The sequence below is a fragment of the Streptomyces hyderabadensis genome (assembly GCF_020404845.1).
Classification (GTDB): Bacteria; Actinomycetota; Actinomycetes; order Streptomycetales; family Streptomycetaceae; genus Streptomyces; species Streptomyces hyderabadensis.
The window spans coordinates 1-15,704 of sequence record NZ_JAIOJZ010000033.1; the positions used below are offsets into that span (position 1 = coordinate 1).

The 15,704-nt window shown below is 74.2% G+C and carries 13 protein-coding genes, 1 tRNA gene and 1 riboswitch; of the genes, 5 read left to right on the forward strand and 9 right to left on the reverse strand.

All coding sequences use genetic code 11. The features are described 5' to 3' along the window. Positions 1-118: 118 nt before the first annotated feature. The gene (locus tag K7854_RS23830) at positions 119-2,260 is read right to left on the reverse strand and encodes an asparagine synthase-related protein (protein WP_226028603.1); all 2,142 of its coding nucleotides are present in this window, start codon (positions 2,258-2,260) and stop codon (positions 119-121) included. 724 nt (positions 2,261-2,984) lie between these two features. Here K7854_RS23830 and K7854_RS23835 point away from each other — a divergent pair. Continuing rightward, a complete protein-coding gene (locus K7854_RS23835) occupies positions 2,985-4,406 on the forward strand; it encodes an NsdA family TPR-like regulatory protein (RefSeq protein ID WP_226028604.1) in 1,422 nt (473 codons plus the stop codon). 102 nt (positions 4,407-4,508) lie between these two features. After that, complete coding sequence (gene lhgD, locus K7854_RS23840) at positions 4,509-5,720, forward strand: L-2-hydroxyglutarate dehydrogenase (RefSeq protein ID WP_226028605.1); 1,212 nt, start codon at positions 4,509-4,511, stop codon at positions 5,718-5,720. Here the strand turns inward: lhgD and K7854_RS23845 are convergent. Beyond that, positions 5,717-6,139 carry a Dabb family protein gene (locus K7854_RS23845; protein WP_226028606.1) on the reverse strand — a complete coding sequence of 141 codons (423 nt, stop codon included), beginning with the start codon at positions 6,137-6,139 and terminating at the stop codon, positions 5,717-5,719. The genes lhgD and K7854_RS23845 overlap by 4 nt on opposite strands. 132 nt (positions 6,140-6,271) lie before the next feature. On the opposite strand from K7854_RS23845, the gene trmB reads away from it, so the two are divergent. Next, the gene (gene trmB, locus K7854_RS23850) at positions 6,272-7,111 is read left to right on the forward strand and encodes a tRNA (guanosine(46)-N7)-methyltransferase TrmB (RefSeq protein WP_226028607.1); all 840 of its coding nucleotides are present in this window, start codon (positions 6,272-6,274) and stop codon (positions 7,109-7,111) included. Positions 7,112-7,121: 10 nt separating this feature from the next. Continuing rightward, the gene (locus K7854_RS23855; protein ID WP_226028608.1) at positions 7,122-8,531 is read left to right on the forward strand and encodes a PrsW family intramembrane metalloprotease; all 1,410 of its coding nucleotides are present in this window, start codon (positions 7,122-7,124) and stop codon (positions 8,529-8,531) included. A 19-nt stretch (positions 8,532-8,550) separates the two neighbouring features. On the opposite strand, the gene K7854_RS23860 is transcribed toward K7854_RS23855, so the two are convergent. The 5 genes from K7854_RS23860 to K7854_RS23880 form a co-directional block, all read right to left on the reverse strand. Beyond that, positions 8,551-9,495, reverse strand: coding sequence for an aldo/keto reductase (locus K7854_RS23860; RefSeq protein ID WP_226028609.1), 945 nt, complete (start codon positions 9,493-9,495; stop codon positions 8,551-8,553). A 161-nt stretch (positions 9,496-9,656) separates the two neighbouring features. Next, positions 9,657-10,700: a M23 family metallopeptidase gene (locus tag K7854_RS23865; protein ID WP_226028610.1), complete on the reverse strand. Its 1,044-nt coding sequence runs from the start codon at positions 10,698-10,700 to the stop codon at positions 9,657-9,659. Between the two features lie 11 nt (positions 10,701-10,711). Then, a riboswitch (cyclic di-AMP (ydaO/yuaA leader) is annotated at positions 10,712-10,869 on the reverse strand. Positions 10,870-11,093: 224 nt separating this feature from the next. Continuing rightward, positions 11,094-12,320, reverse strand: a complete 1,227-nt coding sequence (locus tag K7854_RS23870) for a PP2C family protein-serine/threonine phosphatase (RefSeq protein ID WP_226028611.1) — start codon at positions 12,318-12,320, stop codon at positions 11,094-11,096. Positions 12,321-12,504: 184 nt separating this feature from the next. Further along, positions 12,505-12,578, reverse strand: a tRNA-Met gene (locus tag K7854_RS23875). Between the two features lie 69 nt (positions 12,579-12,647). Further along, positions 12,648-13,778, reverse strand: coding sequence for a dihydrofolate reductase family protein (locus K7854_RS23880; protein WP_226028612.1), 1,131 nt, complete (start codon positions 13,776-13,778; stop codon positions 12,648-12,650). Positions 13,779-13,937: 159 nt separating this feature from the next. Between K7854_RS23880 and K7854_RS23885 the strand changes: the two genes are divergently transcribed. Then, the gene (locus tag K7854_RS23885) at positions 13,938-14,897 is read left to right on the forward strand and encodes a MerR family transcriptional regulator (RefSeq protein ID WP_226028613.1); all 960 of its coding nucleotides are present in this window, start codon (positions 13,938-13,940) and stop codon (positions 14,895-14,897) included. Here K7854_RS23885 and K7854_RS23890 read toward each other — a convergent pair. Both K7854_RS23890 and K7854_RS23895 read right to left on the reverse strand, forming a co-directional pair. Then, the gene (locus K7854_RS23890; protein ID WP_226028614.1) at positions 14,878-15,258 is read right to left on the reverse strand and encodes a hypothetical protein; all 381 of its coding nucleotides are present in this window, start codon (positions 15,256-15,258) and stop codon (positions 14,878-14,880) included. The two genes, K7854_RS23885 and K7854_RS23890, sit on opposite strands and share 20 nt — an antisense overlap. Positions 15,259-15,264: 6 nt before the next feature. After that, positions 15,265-15,684, reverse strand: coding sequence for a hypothetical protein (locus K7854_RS23895; protein ID WP_226028615.1), 420 nt, complete (start codon positions 15,682-15,684; stop codon positions 15,265-15,267). Between the last annotated feature and the right edge of the window lie 20 nt (positions 15,685-15,704).

Here is a 15,704-nt window from a genome sequence, read left to right on the forward strand (position 1 = left end):
GCGGCCAGGGCGAGGCCGTCCTCTTCGCCCGCTCGGCGACCGCGGGCGGCCAGCAGTACCCCGCCACCCCCCACAGCCCGCCGCAGGCACCCCGCGCAACCGCCGGAGGCCCAGGCGCTCACCCCCGTCGCACAACCGCCCCCGCCCCGCCCAGCGCCCCCCGCTGTGGCGCGATGCCCGCCGGTACCGCGCGTTGGCGGGCCGGGGTGCCGGTCCAGCAGGTGCCGCGGCGGGCGAGAAGGCGACCGAGCCACAGCTCCAGCGAGACGAGGTCGGCCAGCCCGTCCAGCGGCAGCGGCTCACCCGCGGCCACCGCCCGCACCGCCTTGCGCACCACCCGCGCCTCCACGAGCCCCGCCTCCGCGAGCAGCGGCCGGTCGAACAACCCCAGCAGCGAGTCCGCGGCGACCCGCAGCCCCGTCCGCGCCGTGGAGGCGGCCAGCGCCTGCGTGGGCGCCCCCCACCCGCTCGGCAGCTCGCTCACCCCCGACCCCTCCAGCACCGTCCGCAGGATCGCCGCCCGCGCCCCCGGCTGCACCCGCAGCGCCTCCGGCAGGGCACGGCAGGCCCGCACGACCTGGTTGTCGAGGAACGGCGTGTGCAGCCGCTGGAAGCGGATCTCCGCGGCCTGCTCCAGCACCCGCACCTCGGAAGCCTGCCGCGCCAGCGCCGCCCGCGCCCGGAAGTCCCCCGGACGCTGCCCCGGCCCCACCCCCGACCGCTGCGAGGACGTCTGCAGGCGAACCGATACTTCAGCCAACGCCTCTCCGGTCAGCCACCGCGCCGCCGGCCCGGCCCCGGCCCAGGTCAGCGCGGCCAGGGACGCGTCCATCGCCCCGTCACCGGGCGGGTCGAACCGCCGCCGCAGCAACCGCTCGGCGAGCACTTCGAGACCGCTCCGGTACGGCGTGCGCGCCAGCCGCCGCGCCGCCGCGTACACGCGCGCGGGGACCAGCACCGACCCGTCGGCCTTGGCGAGCGCGGCGACCGGCCGGACCAGGTGCCGCCGCTTGCGGTCCATGAGCAGGTCGGCCAGCCGCGCCGGATGCGCGTCGAGCACCTGCCGCGCCCCGTACCCCGTGAAGTGGTCCGCACTGCCCGCCGCCAGCCGCGCCCGGTGCCGTGCCGCGGCGACCAGGACGGAGCCCGGTTCGTCGGTCAGCGGCCCGTCCAGCGCGGCGTACGGCAGCATGTCCTCGCCGCCGGTGACCACCACGTGGTGCAGCCGCGGGTTGGCGGCCAGCGCCCCCGCCCGCGCCAGCTCGGGCTCCTGCCCGCCGACGGCGAGGTCGTTGAAGGTGACGGCCAGCAGCCGCTCCCCCGCCCCGGTGCCGTGCCCCAGCACGGTCCCCGGCATCCCCGGCAGCCCGGCCGCCAGCAGCGCCAGCGTGCCCGAGGCCGGCCCGCCGGACAGGTCGGCCCCGATCCCCGGCACCGGCATCCCGCGCGCCGCACGGCGTTCCGCGGGCCCCATGCCCGGCACCGGCCCGGGGTCGATGCCGTCCCCGGGGACGTGCCGCGGCGCGGCGAGCCGGGTGCGCACCGCCTCGACCAGGGCGTCCCGCACGCCGTCCACCGCACGCTCGGGGTCGGCCGCGGGCGCCGCGACGGCGAGCGAGGCCACCGGCTCGTACCCGGCGATCTCGCGCGCCCCGGCGCGCAGAATCAGCGCGTGCCCCGGCGGAACGCGTTTCACGCCGTCGTACGGGGTGGAGTCGTCCAGCGCGGCCGGCACGTCGGGCGTGGCGAGCAGCGCGGCGAGGTGGCCGAAGTCGAGGTTGGCCTCGACGAGATCGGCGAGCGGCAGCGCGGCGGTCGCGTAGGCGGTGCCGCCGGCCCAGGGGGTGTGGAACACGGGCCGCGCGCCCGCGAGGTCGCCGCAGACGGTGATCCGCCGCCCGACCTGGACGACGGCCGTGTAGCTGCCGGGCCAGGCCGTCAGATGCCGCAGCGCGCCCCCGCGGGCGGCGAACAGCGCGACGCGCAGCTGCTCGTCACTGGCGCCGCAGATGCCGAGGACGGCGATCCGGGTCTGCGGGTCCGCCGTGACGACGCGCACCTCGTCGGGCCGCCAGTCGCCGACCGCCCACAGCGGATCGGGGTCGCCCCACAACGCCTGGGCACCCACGGGCTGCACGGTCTCCCCGTCGTAGCCGGTGACCCCCGCGGAGCCGGTGACCCCGGCGGAGCCGGCCGCTCCGGCGATCCCCGCTGCTCCTGCTCCCACGGCGGCGCTGCTCCACCCCACCAACCACCGCATCGACGCCTCCACAGGCTGGGGACAACCAGTGCACCGTACGAACTGGTTCCCCATGCTGCCATGAAGGGCGCGCCACAGAGCGTCGGCGGAGCCGCGTGTGCTCCCTGAGTGCGCTCTCGCGAAGGCCCACGCGAGGGCGCCGACTCTCTTGCACCGCCCTGGGGAGGCCGTTGGGAGGCCGCTCCGAAGGGAGGTGAAGACGACGCGAATGCGCCCCCGCAACGCGCCCCTTGGCTCCCCCACGCGCCCTCAACTCCCGTGGTGAGGGCGGTAGTACCCCGAAATCACCAGAGGTGATTTTCAGCCAAATCGACGTCACGCAGTCGCACCCGAACACGCTCCGTACAAACTCTGCGCACCACCGGCGGAGTGCGGTCGGCGCGCGGTCCGGGGGACGGGACTCGCCCCCCGGACCGGTCCGCCGCCCGCGGGGATGTAGGCGGCGGCGTCCCCCAGCCCACTGGATCCAGTACAGCGGGCCGACCCACGCACCGCCCATGGAATCGCTCCCGCCGTGGCCGGAGAAGAGCGCACGCACGGGCGCACGGCCACACATCGGGAGCACGCGGCAACGGACCGTACATACACCGCACTTGAGTACGGACCACAATCCCGCCATCCGGAACAATGCCTCTTAACGCCTGGGATGCGGCGAACTACGCTGGGTTTACGAATGCCGCGTGGTTATGCCAGCGCGGCAGCCGTCTGTGTCGAGGGGTGGCGCATGTCCAGGGAGCAACGCGGGCCGAACGAAAAGCTCGGCGCCGTTCTCGCCCTCGCGGGAATCAGCAACGCAGGACTCGCCCGGCGCGTCAACGACCTCGGCGCCCAACGCGGGTTGACACTTCGCTACGACAAGACGTCGGTGGCGCGCTGGGTGTCGAAGGGCATGGTGCCCCAGGGCGCCGCGCCGCACCTCATCGCGGCGGCCATCGGCCAGAAGCTCGGCCGCCCGGTGCCGCTGCACGAGATCGGCCTGGCGGACGCGGACCCGGCACCCGAGGTGGGCCTCGCCTTCCCGAGGGACGTCGGGCAGGCGGTCAGGTCGGCCACCGAGCTGTACCGTCTCGACCTGGCCGGCCGCCGGACCGGCGGCGGCATCTGGCAGTCGCTCGCCGGATCGTTCGCGGTCAGCGCGTACGCGACGCCCGCCTCGCGGTGGCTGATAACCCCGGCCGACAGCTCGGTGGCGCGCGAGGCGAGCCCGGCCGAGGGCTCCGGCGCACCGCTCAAAGTCGGCCACAGTGACGTCCAGAAGCTGCGCGAGGCCGCCGAGGACGCCCGGCGCTGGGACTCCAAGTACGGCGGCGGGGACTGGCGTTCGTCGATGGTCCCCGAGTGCTTACGCGTCGAGGCGGCCCCGCTGCTCCTCGGCTCCTACTCCGACGAGGTCGGCCGCGCCCTGTTCGGCGCCTCGGCCGAACTGACCCGGCTGGCCGGGTGGATGGCCTTCGACACCGGCCAGCAGGAGGCGGCCCAGCGGTACTACATCCAGGCGCTGCGCCTGGCCCGCGCGGCGGCCGACGTCCCGCTCGGCGGCTACGTGCTCGCCTCCATGTCCCTCCAGGCGACCTACCGCGGCTTCGGCGACGAGGGCGTGGACCTCGCCCAGGCCGCCCTGGAACGCAACCGCGGCCTGGCCACGGCCCGCACCATGAGCTTCTTCCGCCTGGTGGAGGCCCGCGCCCACGCGCGCGCGGGCGACGCGGCGGCGGCCGGCGCCGCCCTGAAGGCCGCCGAGAGCTGGCTGGAGCGCGCCCGCCCCGGCGACAGCGATCCGTCGTGGCTGGGTTTCTACTCCTACGACCGGTTCGCCGCCGACGCGGCCGAGTGCTACCGCGACCTGAAGGCACCACGCCAGGTCCGCCGCTTCACCGAGCAGGCGCTGTCGAAACCGACGGAGGAGTTCGTACGCTCGCACGGCCTCAGACTCGTCGTCTCGGCGGTGGCCGAGCTGGAGTCCGGCAATCTGGACGCGGCCTGCGAGCAGGGTGTGCGGGCGGTCGAGGTGGCCGGCCGCATCTCCTCGGCCCGCACCACCGAGTACGTGAAGGACCTCCTGCACCGCCTGGAGCCGTACGGCGACGAGCCGCGCGTCGTGGAGCTGCGCGAGCGCGCCCGCCCGCTGCTGGTGACTCCGGCCTGACCGGCCGGCCCGCCGCACACACCGCATCCGCCCGCCCCGACGGGTTTGAGGGCATTGTCAGTGGCGCAGTGCACTATCGAAGCCGGGAGGTGGACCGGGGAGATGGAACGAGTGTTCGACTGTGATGTGCTGGTGATCGGCGGCGGGATCGTCGGCCTGTCCACGGCGTACGCGATCACGCGCGCCGCCCCGGGCACCCGGGTCACGGTCCTGGAGAAGGAGCCGGGCCCCGCCCGCCACCAGACGGGCCGCAACAGCGGCGTCATCCACAGCGGGGTCTACTACCGCCCCGGCTCCCTCAAGGCGCGCTACGCGGTCCGGGGCGCCGCCGAGATGGTCAAGTTCTGCGCCGAATACGGCATCGACCACGCCGTCACCGGCAAGCTGATCGTCGCCACCGACCGCGCCGAGCTGCCCCGCCTGCACGCTCTCGTCCAGCGCGGCCGGGAGAACGGCATACCGGTGCGCGAGCTGGGCGGCGCCCAGATCCAGGAGTACGAGCCCGAGGTGCGCGGCCTGGCCGCCATCCACGTCGGCACCACCGGCATCTGCGACTACGGCGCCGTGGCCCGGCAGCTCGCCCGTGCCTCCGGCGCGGAGATCCGCTACGGCGCCGAGGTGCACCGCGTCGACCGGCGCCCCGGCCTCGGGGTCGCCGTCCGCACCCGCGCCGGGGACGTGCTCCGGGCCCGGGTCATGGTCAACTGCGGCGGGCTGCACTGCGACGAGATCGCCCGGCTGACCGGGGACGACCCCGGCATGCGGATCGTCCCCTTCCGGGGCGAGTACTACGAGCTGGCGCGACCGGAGCTGGTGCGCGGGCTGGTGTACCCGGTGCCGGACCCGGCGTTCCCGTTCCTCGGGGTGCATCTGACCCGGGGGATCGACGGGGGCGTGCACGTCGGGCCGAACGCGGTGCCGGCGCTGGCCCGCGAGGGGTACGGCTGGGGCGTGGTGCACCCCCGCGAGCTGGCCGCGACCCTGGCCTGGCCCGGGTCGTGGCACATAGCCCGGCGGCACTGGAAGTACGGCGCGGGCGAGCTGCGCCGGTCCCTGTCCAGGACCGCGTTCACGGCGGCGGTCCGCAGGCTGCTGCCGGCGGTGACGGAAGGCGACCTGGTCGCCGCCCCGGCCGGGGTGCGGGCGCAGGCGGTGCTGGCGGACGGCACGCTGGTGGACGACTTCCTGATCAAGGAGGGCGCCCACGCGGTGCACGTGCTGAACGCGCCGTCGCCCGCGGCGACCGCGTCCCTGCCCATCGGCCGTGAGGTGGCGCGCAGGGCACTGGCGATGCTGGGGACGGACCGGCCCTAAGACCTGTCCCCGTCGCCCCCGGGCGCGCTGCTGCCGGCGTACGAGCCGAGGCCCTCGATCAGGGCGACGAGGGCCGGGTCCCCCGCGAAGCGCTCGGCGTGGATCTGCCGGATGAGGTCGCCCGTGGCCGGGTCCTCGTCGTCGGTCAGGTCGTGGGAGACCATGTTCCGCACCAGCGGCAGCCCGATCTCGTCGACCTGCCGGTGCAGCGGGGCGTACATGTACGCCCGGTAGGCCTCGATGTCCTCGACCGCGAACATCGCGCCGTAGTCGAAGTCACCGCCCACGTCCCGCCCAACCGCCCAGTACGCGACGGCGTCGATCTCACGTCCCATCCTGCGGAGCATCTCCAGCGCCTCGTCGACCTTGTCCTGAGGTGCGTCGGGCCGCATGGCGAGGCGGATCTGGTGGTGAATCACGGCGGTTCTCCCCTGCGTGGTCGTCTCTCGTCGTGTCTCGTCGTACTCGCTTAAAGTTATCGCTCGCGTTATAGATTAAAACTGCATCGATAGGTCTTCGCAACCGCGTGCGCCGACTAAAATCGACGCATTGTGTCTGACTCGCACCGCACCCCCGAAGCCCAAGCCGCTCCCCCGCCACCCCCGGGCGGCGCCTCCCTGCGGCACGTCCGCGCCAAGGGCGAGCCCCGATTCCCCGACGGGCCGAAGGCCGATCCCGCCGGTTCGCACTTCGAGCGGCGGATCCGCAGCTTCCAGCCCCGGCGGAGCCGGGTGACCGCCGGCCAGGCCGACGCGCTGCAGCGGCTGTGGGGCGTCTGGGGGCTGGACATCGACGGACAGCGGGTCATCGACCTCGCCGCGCTCTTCGGCAACGCCCGCCCCGTGGTCCTGGAGGTCGGCTTCGGCATGGGCGAGGCGACCGCCCGGATGGCCGCCGCCGACCCGGACACCAACGTCCTCGCCGTCGACGTCCACACCCCCGGCCAGGGAAACCTGCTCGGTCTCGCGGAGCGCAAGGGGCTGTCCAACATCCGGGTGGGCAACGGCGACGCGATCATCCTGCTGCGCGAGATGCTCGCCCCCGGCTCCCTGGCCGGGCTGCGCGTCTACTTCCCCGACCCGTGGCCCAAGAAGCGGCACCACAAGCGGCGGCTGATCCAGCCGGAGTTCCTGACCCTGGCCGCGACCCGGCTCGCCCCGGGTGCCGTCGTGCACTGCGCCACCGACTGGGAGCCGTACGCCGAGCAGATGCTCGACGTGCTCACCGCGCACCCCGACTTCGAGAACACCGTGCCCGGCGGCGGATTCGCGCCACGTCCCGAACACCGGCCGCTGACCCGTTTCGAGGGCCAGGGACTGGACAAGGGACATGTGGTGAACGACCTGCTCTTCCGTCGCGTACAGCACAAGGAGCCGCCCCCCACCGGTTAGGGTCCATGCCGTGGCCACCTGTCCCCCGTATCCGACCCGTGCGCACCGGCATACGCACTGGTGGCAGCGCACCTGGGTCCGTTACGGCGCGCTGATCACCCTGCTCGCGCTCTCCGGCCTGGTGATCCTGGCCCTGGTGCGCCAACAGACGGGTACGCAGGGCTTCCTGGTGGGACTCGGCCTCGCCGTCCTGCCCGTGCCGCTGCTCCTGGCCGCGTTCCGCTGGCTGGACCGGGTGGATCCCGGCCCCTGGCGGAACCTGCTGTTCTGCTTCGCCTGGGGGGCCTGCGCGGCGGCGCTGATAGCGATCGTCGCCAACAGCTTCGCGACCCGCTGGATAGCGACCGCGACCGCCGATCCGGCCGGCGCGGACACCTGGGGTGCCACGGTCATAGCCCCGGTCGTCGAGGAGTCCGCCAAGGCCGCCGCCGTCCTCCTGGTCTTCCTCTTCCGCAGACGGGACTTCACCGGCATCGTCGACGGCGTGGTGGTCGCCGGGGTCACCGCCACCGGCTTCGCCTTCACCGAGAACATCCTGTACCTGGGCACCGCCTTCGGTACCGACCAGTTGACCGGCGACCGCGGCATCGCCTCCGTCACCGCGGCGACCTTCTTCGTGCGGGTCGTGATGTCGCCCTTCGCGCACCCGCTGTTCACCGTGCTGACCGGCATCGGCTTCGGCATCGCCGCGCTCTCGGCCGGGCGGCACCACCTGCGCCGGTCCCTGCTCCCGCTGGCCGGGCTGCTGCTCGCGATGGGCATGCACGCCCTGTGGAACGGCTCGGCCGCGTTCGGCGAGTACGGCTTCTTCGCCGTGTACGCGGCGTTCATGGTGCCGTCCTTCGGCCTGCTGACCTGGCTGGTGATCTGGACCAGACAGCGCGAACTGGGCACCGTACGGGCCGAACTGCCCGCGTACGTCACGGCCGGATGGCTGACGCCCGCGGAGCCCTACGCGCTCGGCTCGATGCGGGCCCGCCGCATCGCCCGGCAGTACGCCCGCCGGCACGCCGGGAAGGAAGGGGCGCGGGCGGTGGCGCGGTACGAGGCCTGCGCGACCTCGGTGGCGTTCCTGCGCCGGCGCGCCCGCCGGGGCCGGGCGGGCGCCGACTTCACGGTGCGGGAGCGGGCACTGCTGGAGGCCCTGTGGCACCTGCGGGACGTGGCCCGCCCGGCGCTGGACCACGCGGCCCGGGCCACGGCACCACCGCCGCGGCCACTGCCGCCGTGGGCGCATCCGTACGGCGGACCGCACGGCGCGTACGCCCCCTGGACGGCACCCACCCCGTACGCCCCGCACCCCGCTCCCACCCCGTACGCCCCCTACGCACCGCACGCGCCGTACGGCCCGGCCTCGGCGCCGTACGGCCCGCCCTCGCCGTACGGCCCGTACGCACCGCCCGGCCCGCACCGGCCGTAGGCCCGCGCCGTCCGTCCGCTCAGGCGGACGCCCGGGTCAGCCGCGCGACCTCGTCCTCCGTGAGGCTCAGCTCGGCGACGCCCAGCAGGTCCGGCAGCTGCTCCACCGTGCGCGCGGACGCGATCGGCGCCGCCACCGTCCGCTGGGCGGCCAGCCAGGCGAGCGCGACCGTGGCGACGGGGGCGTCGTGCGCCGCGGCGACCTCGTCCAGGGCGGCGAGCACCCGGCGGCCCCGCTCGGTCTCCAGGTGCTTGGCCGCACCGCCCGCCCGCGGACTGTCCACGTCGGCGCCGGGGCGGTACTTGCCGGTGAGGAAGCCGGCCGCGAGGGCGTAGTAGGGGACGGCGGCGAGACCGGCCTGCTCGGCGAGGTCGCGCAGCTCGCCCTCGTACGTGTCGCGGGAGACGAGGTTGTAGTGCGGCTGGAGGGCCACGTACCGGGCGAGGCCCTCGCGGTCGGAGAACTCCAGGGACTCCGCGAGCCGTTCGGCGGAGATGTTGGAGGCGGCGATGTGCCGCACCTTGCCGGCCTTCACCAGCTCGTCGAGGGCGCCGATGATCTCCTCGACGGGCACCTCGGGCTTGTCGTAGTGGGTGTAGTAGAGGTCGATGTGGTCGGTGCCCAGGCGGCGCAGCGAGGCGTCGGCCGCGGCCTTGATGTTCGCGGCGGACAGGCCCGGGTACTCGGGGTGCTCGCTGACCTTGGTGGCGAGGACGACGTCGGCACGGTTGCCGCGGGCCGCGAGCCACTGCCCGAGGACGGTCTCGGACTCGCCGCCGCTGTTGCCGTCGACCCAGGCGGAGTAGACGTCGGCCGTGTCGACGAAGTTGCCGCCCGCGGCCGTGTAGGCGTCGAGGACGGCGAAGGAGGTGTCCCGGTCGGCGGTCCAGCCGAAGACGTTGCCGCCCAGGGCGAGCGGGAACACGTCGAGGTCGGAGGAGCCGAGCTTGCGCAGAGAAGTCATGTCACTACTCAACACCCGCACCGGAGCCGACCATTCCGACACGCACCCACGGGCACCCGCACGCAGGCACGCGAAAACCCCGCGAACCGGCAGCCCTGACGTCGGGGGGTTGCCGTCAGGACCGCCGGGGTTCGGCGGGGCGGATCAGGGAGCGGGGCGGATCAGGGGGTGAGCCCCTTGCTCTGCAGCCAGGCCATCGGGTCGATGCCGCTGCCGTCGGCGGTGTGGACCTCCAGGTGGAGGTGGGCGCCGGTGACGTTGCCGGTGGCGCCGACGCGGCCGATGACGTCACCGGTGGTGACCTTCTGGCCGACGCTGACGTTGATGGAGGACTGGTGCGCGTACCAGAGCTCGGTGCCGTCGTCGAGGGTGAGCACGGTCTTGTAGCCGTACGACCCGTCCCAGCCCGCCGACGTGATCGTGCCGCTGTGCACCGCCTTGAGCAGCGTGCCCGTGGGGGCGGCGAAGTCGAGGCCGGTGTGGTGGCCGGAGGCCCACAGGGAGCCCGCCTGGTTGAAGGTGGAGGAGATCGTGTACGAGGAGGTCGGCAGCGTGTACTGCTTGGCCAGCTTCGCCAGCCGCTCGGCCTCGGCCTTCTTCGCGGCCTCCTCCTCCGCCTTCTTCTTGGCGGCGGCGGCCTTCTCCTGGGCTTCCTTCTCCGCCTTGGCGGCGGCTTCCGCGGCCTTCTTCTCGGCGGCGGCCTGCGCTTCGGCGGCGGCCTTGTTCTCGACCTGCGCCTGCTGCTGCTCGGCCTGCGCCATGATCCGGGCCCGCAGCGACTCTCCGGCGCCGGTGGTGCCGGTGCCTTCCGTGCTGTCGGCGGCGACGGCCTGGGTGATGCCGCTGAGCGGGGTGGCGGACCCCTCGGGCTCCGACTCCCCGTCGTCACCGGGCAGGAGCGAGCCGACGTTCGGCAGGTCCGGCATGGAGATGGACACCGGCGGCTTGCCGGTCTGCGCGCTGGCCATGCCGCCCGCGCCGACGGCGGCTATGACACCGACGCCGAGGACGGTGGAGCTGCGGGCGAGCCCGCCGCGCTGCTTGGCGACGCGGTGCCGGCCGCGGACGGGGCGGATGGACTCCGCGGTGGGGTTCCACTCCTCCCAGGGGCCCTCTTCGGCGCGGGGGGCGTCGTAGCCGAAGGTGTCGGTGCCGTGCCCGGTGGGCACGAACGGGGCCTCGGGGGCAGGCCGGTTGGACGCCACGTGGGCGTACTCCTTTCCTTCCTTCTCGCCTACCGGGTTAGCTGACGGGTTCGGAGCAGGAAGGTCTCCTACGAGTGCCCGACGACCGTGTCTCCACGGCGGCATACACCCGATTCACCCCAATGTGGTGGTTCCCCGGTTCCCTTGCGGGATTCGGCGCGTGCGCACGGAGCCGCCTTCTGTGACGGCTGGGACGACCGCGCTGCGTTATCGAACGTTAATAGACGCGGGGCCGTGATTCCAAGCCGTTCCTCTTGATCATTAACGAAAACGGCCCGGACGTACACCTCACGACCGGCGAAAATCGGGCGAGTTGACCCTGCCTCAGTATTCCCCTTCACGCCACATGTTTCTGATGGTGCATCAGTTGTTATGCGGAGGGGGTTCGGGCTGTCACGGCTCGTGACAATGATCATGGTCGCCGCGCCGGGGCCGCCGTACCGCGAGCAGCGCCATGTCGTCCGCCATGCCGCCGCCGGAGTGCCGGCGCACGTCCTCGGCGAGGGTGTCGAGCAGGGTCGCCGGATGCGGGAAGGCGCGGCCGGCCAGCCGCGCCTGCGGATCGTAGAACTCGCCCTTCGCGTCCCGGGCCTCGGTCAGTCCGTCGGTGTACAGCAGCAGCGTGGCCCCACCGGGGAAGGCGACCTCCTCCGCACGGTCGGGCCACACACCCAGCTCGCCCATGCCGAGCGGCAGCGCCGACTCACGGGCGGGCAGCGGGCCCAGGGTGCCGTCGGCGTAGAGCAGCAGGGGCGGCGGATGCCCGCGGTTGACGATGCGGACCGTCCCGTCGCCGTGCGGGAGTTCGGCGAGCACGGCCGTGGTGAAGCCCTCGAAGGCGTCGAGTCCGTCGCGCCGGGTGCCCTCGCGCGCCAGCGCCCGCTCCAGCCGCTGCGCCACCGCCTCCAGCGTCGCCTCCTGCTCGGCGGCCTCCCGGAAGGCGCCGATCACGACGGCGACGGCGGCCACCGCGCCCATGCCCTTGCCGCGCACGTCGCCGACGATGAGCCGGACGCCGCGGGCGCTGTCCTGCACCGCGTACAGGTCGCCGCCGATGAAGGCGTCCGCCTGCGCGGCCTCGTAGCAGACGGCGATCTCGAAGCCCGCGATCCGCTCGGCGGGCTGGGGCAGTACGGCGCGCTGGGCAGCCTCGGCGATCTCGCGGACCGAGACCAGGCGTTCGCTGCTGCGCCGGACCAGGCCGTTCACGATGACGGCCAGCACGGCGACCGTGGCGATGGTGATCAGCTCGGTGAGGGAGTCCACGTAGTGGATGACGCCCTTGCCGAGCTGCAGCCCGATGACGGCGGCGACCACGGCGACGCCGGTGAGCGCCGTGCCGCGCCGGGAGTAGAGCGGGGCGGCGATCAGGGGCGCGGCCGTGTAGAGGGGGCCGGCGGTGAAGTACCTCGGGGTGAGGATGTCGTACAGGATGGCGACGACGATCAGCAGCACCGGGAGCGCGTGCACGAAGGTGCGCCCGTACCGGGCCCGCCGCCGGGGCGGCGGCGCCGGGGGCGGCAGGGGCTGCGACTCGTCGCCGAGGCCGAGGCCCGGGTCGGGCACGGGATCGCCGGGGAGGCGGCCGCCGGCTCTGGCGTACGCTCCCTCGTCGTCCACGTCACCTGGCCGCACCACTCGTCTCCCGCCACCCCGCACGTCCGTGCCGCTTGCCGTCCCGGACTCCAGGTTTCCGGCAGCGGGCGCGGGCGGCGAGCGGTGAGGGCCGACCGGATGACACGGCGGATGCGCACACACGCACCGAGGGCCGGAACCCTTTCGGATTCCGGCCCTCGGCCTTCAGTAGCGGGGACAGGATTTGAACCTGCGACCTCTGGGTTATGAGCCCAGCGAGCTACCGAGCTGCTCCACCCCGCGTCGTTGTGTCCACCACTGTACGTCATCCCCGGGGCGGAATGCACATCGGTATCCCCGCGCCCTGCCCTGCTACCCCTCCAGGTGGCGGTTCGGCGCCTTAGCCCGCGCCTCGTACTCGGCCAGTACGACGACGGTCGCACCGGCGGCGGTGAGCACCCCGGTGCCGTCCGCGCCGGGCACGAAGGTGTCCGGCTCCCGCCAGGCCGTGACCACGCGGCGCACCCCGGCGTCGAGGATCAGCCGGGCACAGGGGGCGGGCCGGGAGGCACGGCGGGCACAGGGCTCCAGGCTGCTGTACACGGTGGCGCCGGCGAGCCGCCGGTCGGCCGGATCGACCTTGGCGAGCGCGGCCTCCTCGGCATGCACCACCGGATCGCCGCCCTCCCGCGAGTACCCCCGCGCCAGCTCGCTCCCGTCGGCGGCGACCACGACCGCCCCGACGCTGAACGCGGTGTCCGACGGCGGGCACAGCTCGGCCAGCTCACAGGCGAGCGCCAGCCAGTGCCGGTCGGCGGCGGCCACCCGTTCGCCGGTGCCGGGCGCGGTGGGCAGGTACCGGTTCAGCACCACGTCCTCGATCCGCCGCGACTCCACCAGCCGCAGCCGCCCGCCCTGATAGGCGCCGGGCCCGAACAGCCGGGGCGCGGCCGGGTCCCCGACCAGGAGCGGCGCGAGGACGAGCTGCAGTTCGTCGGCGAGTTCCTGCTGGAGCAGCTGGGTGTGGACGGTCCCGCCGCCCTCGACCATGAGCCGCCGCACCCCCCGCCGGTCGTGCAGGTACTCCAGCGCGCGGCGCCAGTCGAGCTGCGGCCCCAGGGACACCACATCGGCGCCGATCCCCAGCGCCCGGGCCCGCCGGGCCCCGCCGTCCGTGGTCAGCAGCACCTTCTCGCCGCCCGTGTGCCAGAAGCACGCCGCCGGATCCAGCTCACCGCTGCCGCTGACCGTGACCTTGAGCGGGTACTCCGCCCTGCCCTCCGCGACCCGGGCCGCCCGCCGCTCGGCCGAGTTCACCAGCAACCGCGGATTGTCGGCCCGGACCGTCCCGGCCCCTACCAGGATCGCGTCGACCGAGGCCCGCACCTCGTCGACCCGGTCGAAGTCGGCGGGCCCGGACAGCAGCAGGCGTTCCGGCCCGGTGTCGTCCAGGTAGCCGTCGAGGGAGACGGCGGCGGAGAGGAGGACGTGGGGGAGGGGCATGGGCGGCACTCCGAGGGTGCGGGCGGACGGCTGGGCGGGGAGTGCCGCCATTGTCGGTCATGGCCGGCAGCGGCCCCTTCGCCGCGCGGCGGACGCCCGGAAGCCGGGCAGCGCCCTCCGGCTTGACTCTCCAGTGACTGGAGACCGCAGGGTGGGCTCATGAACGGCGCGACGCCCCCGCACTCGATCGGTGAACTGTCGGCCCGTACCGGCGTCCCGGTCCGGACCATCCGGTTCTACTCGGACACCGGACTGCTGCCGCCCACGGACCGCACCCCCGCCGGCTACCGCCGGTACGGCGAGGCGGCCCTCGGCCGCCTTCACCTCATCTCCGTCCTGCGGGAGCTGGACGTCGGCCTCGCCACCATCCGGCGCGTCCTGGACGGTGACCTCTCCGTCGCCGAGGTCGCCGCCGCGCACGCCGAAGCCACCGCCCTGCAGATCCGCGCGCTGCGGCTGCGCCACAGCCTGCTGCGGCTCGTCGCCCGGCGCGGTTCCGGCCCCGAGGAGACCGTACTCATGCACCGCATCGCCCGCCTCACCTCCGACGAACGGCGGCGCCTGATCGCCGACTTCGTCGCCGCGCTCGATGCCGGCACGCCCCAGGCCCGCACCACCGCCGCCGCCCTGCGCACCGCCCTGCCGGAACTCCCTGACGAACCGTCCGACGCCCGGCTCGCCGCGTGGGTGGAGCTGGCGGAACTCGTCGCCGACGACGACTTCCGGACCCGCATGGCGCACGCGGGGCTCCCGCCCGCCGACGAGGACGTGCTGCCGGGGGCGGCCCCGGAGGCGGTGGCGGAACTCGTCCCGTACGTCCGGCAGGCCGTCGCCGAGGCGAGGGCGGCGGGCATCGACCCGGAGGGCGACGAGGCCGTCCCGGTGGTCGACGCCGTCGTCGCGCGCTTCGCCGCCGTGCTCGGGCGTCCCGACGACGCCGGGCTGCGGGAGTGGATGGCCCGGCGGTTCGAGGCCGGGCACGACCCGCTCGTCGAGCGGTACTGGCGCCTGGTGTGGACCGTCAACGACTGGCAGGTGATCCCCGGCCACCTGCCCTTCCAGCCCTGGATGGTGCGGGCCCTCCGCCGGTCCGGCCCGGTCAGCTCCAGTCGCCGTTGACCCACGCGACCAGGCGGGCGCGCTTCGTGTAGGTGCAGAAGGTGTGGTCCGTACCGGACGTGGCGTACGGTCCGGACCCGTACCGCAGTTCGTACTCCTGGTCGCCGGGGCCGTACTCGCCGTCACGGCGGCCGTCCAGGTCGTCGGCCCAGTCGCGGATACCGAAGTCGAGACCGAGGCTCTCGACGTAGCGGCCGAGGTCGGCCGGTTCCATCGGTTGGCCGCCCTCGGCCCCGGCCGTGGGCCGTTGTTCCTGGCAGCCGTCGGACCGCACGGGCTGGCCCAGCCACCACCCGGCGAGGAACACGGCGTACAGGAAGGTGACGACGCCGAGGCGGCGCCGGGTGATCCAGGCGGGCATCCGGCGCTACCTCCAGTCGCCCTCGAACCAGGCGCCGAGGCGGGGCCGTTCGCTCGTGTCGTTCGTGCAGGCCACGGAGTAGATGGTGGCCGTGAGGGTCACCGTGTGCCCGACGGCGCCGGGCGAGGCGAGGTCCGGGTACGCCGACGGTGCCGGGGCGAAGTCGGTGAGGGAGGGGCGGCTGGGCGCGGGCGTGGGCCTGGACATGGGCGTGGGTGGGGGTGTGGGGGACGGTTCGGGGGCGTACCGCTCGGCGGCCCGGTCGAGTGCGGCCTGGTCGGCCCGGCACTCGGGGGTCACGGGCTGCCCCAGGTACCAGCCCGCGACGAACACGCCGTAGACCACGGCGGCGGCACCGAGGCGGCGCGGGGTGACTCGGCGGGGCCGTAGGTCAACCAGGCCTTCGTCGGGGGGAGTTGCACTCATGCCGGGGGACTCTACCCGTC

Bases quoted from the DNA above. Each gene is read 5' to 3' on its own strand.
- K7854_RS23895 (WP_226028615.1), bottom strand. From the start codon at position 15,684: ATGAGTGCAACTCCCCCCGACGAAGGCCTGGTTGACCTACGGCCCCGC.
- K7854_RS23830 (WP_226028603.1), bottom strand. From the start codon at position 2,260: ATGCGGTGGTTGGTGGGGTGGAGCAGCGCCGCCGTGGGAGCAGGAGCA.
- K7854_RS23880 (WP_226028612.1), bottom strand. From the start codon at position 13,778: ATGCCCCTCCCCCACGTCCTCCTCTCCGCCGCCGTCTCCCTCGACGGC.
- lhgD (WP_226028605.1), top strand. From the start codon at position 4,509: ATGGAACGAGTGTTCGACTGTGATGTGCTGGTGATCGGCGGCGGGATC.
- K7854_RS23860 (WP_226028609.1), bottom strand. From the start codon at position 9,495: ATGACTTCTCTGCGCAAGCTCGGCTCCTCCGACCTCGACGTGTTCCCG.
- K7854_RS23890 (WP_226028614.1), bottom strand. From the start codon at position 15,258: ATGCCCGCCTGGATCACCCGGCGCCGCCTCGGCGTCGTCACCTTCCTG.
- K7854_RS23885 (WP_226028613.1), top strand. From the start codon at position 13,938: ATGAACGGCGCGACGCCCCCGCACTCGATCGGTGAACTGTCGGCCCGT.
- K7854_RS23835 (WP_226028604.1), top strand. From the start codon at position 2,985: ATGTCCAGGGAGCAACGCGGGCCGAACGAAAAGCTCGGCGCCGTTCTC.